The sequence below is a fragment of the Stenotrophomonas sp. YIM B06876 genome (genome assembly GCF_030711595.1).
GTDB lineage: Bacteria > Pseudomonadota > Gammaproteobacteria > Xanthomonadales > Xanthomonadaceae > Stenotrophomonas.
Genome location: NZ_JAUJUJ010000306.1, coordinates 1 through 1,001, shown reverse-complemented (window position 1 = coordinate 1,001; position 1,001 = coordinate 1). Strand labels below are relative to the sequence as shown.

General features: G+C 64.7%; 1 protein-coding gene. It reads left to right on the top strand.

Translation table 11 applies throughout. The features are described 5' to 3' along the window. On the top strand, positions 1 to 1,001 hold a 1,001-nt coding region (locus QZH66_RS16920; protein ID WP_305807018.1), incomplete at both ends, for a BMP family ABC transporter substrate-binding protein.

Below are 1,001 nucleotides of genomic sequence, written 5' to 3'. Positions count from 1 at the left end.
AGATCGCTTTTGCCTATGTCGGCCCGGTCGGCGACGGCGGCTGGTCGTATGCCCACGACAACGGCCGCAAGGCGGTCGAAAAGGAGTTCGGCGACAAGGTGGTCACCACCTTCGTCGAGAGCGTGCCCGAGTCGGCCGACGCCGAGCGCGTGCTGCGCGACTTCGTCAGCCAGGGCAACAAGCTGATCTTTGGCACCACCTTCGGCTACATGGAGGCGATGGTCAAGGTGGCGGCCGACAACCCCGAAGTCAAGTTCGAGCACGCCACCGGCTNGTCGGCCGACGCCGAGCGCGTGCTGCGCGACTTCGTCAGCCAGGGCAACAAGCTGATCTTTGGCACCACCTTCGGCTACATGGAGGCGATGGTCAAGGTGGCGGCCGACAACCCCGAAGTCAAGTTCGAGCACGCCACCGGCTACAAGACGGCGCCCAATCTGCGCACCTACGACAGCCGCACCTACGAAGGCGCCTACATGGCCGGCGTGGTGGCTGGTGCCATGACCAAGACCAACACCCTGGGCGTGGTGGGCTCGGTGCCGATTCCCGAGGTGATCCGCAACATCAACAGCTTCACGCTGGGCGCGCAAAGCGTGAACCCCAAGATCAAGACCAAGGTGGTCTGGGTCAACGAATGGTTCAGCCCGCCCAAGGAAACCGAAGCCGCCACCTCGCTGATCAACGGCGGCGCCGACGTGCTGTTCCAGAACACCGACTCGCCCGCCGTGCTCAAGACGGCGCAAGAGAAGGGCAAGCGCGCCTTCGGCTGGGATTCCGACATGACCGCCTACGGCCCCAAGGCCCACCTGGCCTCGGCCATCATCAACTGGGCTCCCTACTACATCAAGGCCACCAAGGACGTGCTCGACGGCACCTGGGTCACCGGCCAGAGCTGGTGGGGCGTGAAGGAAGGTGCGATCGACCTCGTCTCGCTGGCTGAAGACGTGCCGGCCGAGACCAAGGCCAAGGTCGAGGAAGTCAAGAGCGGCCTGAAGGACGGCAGC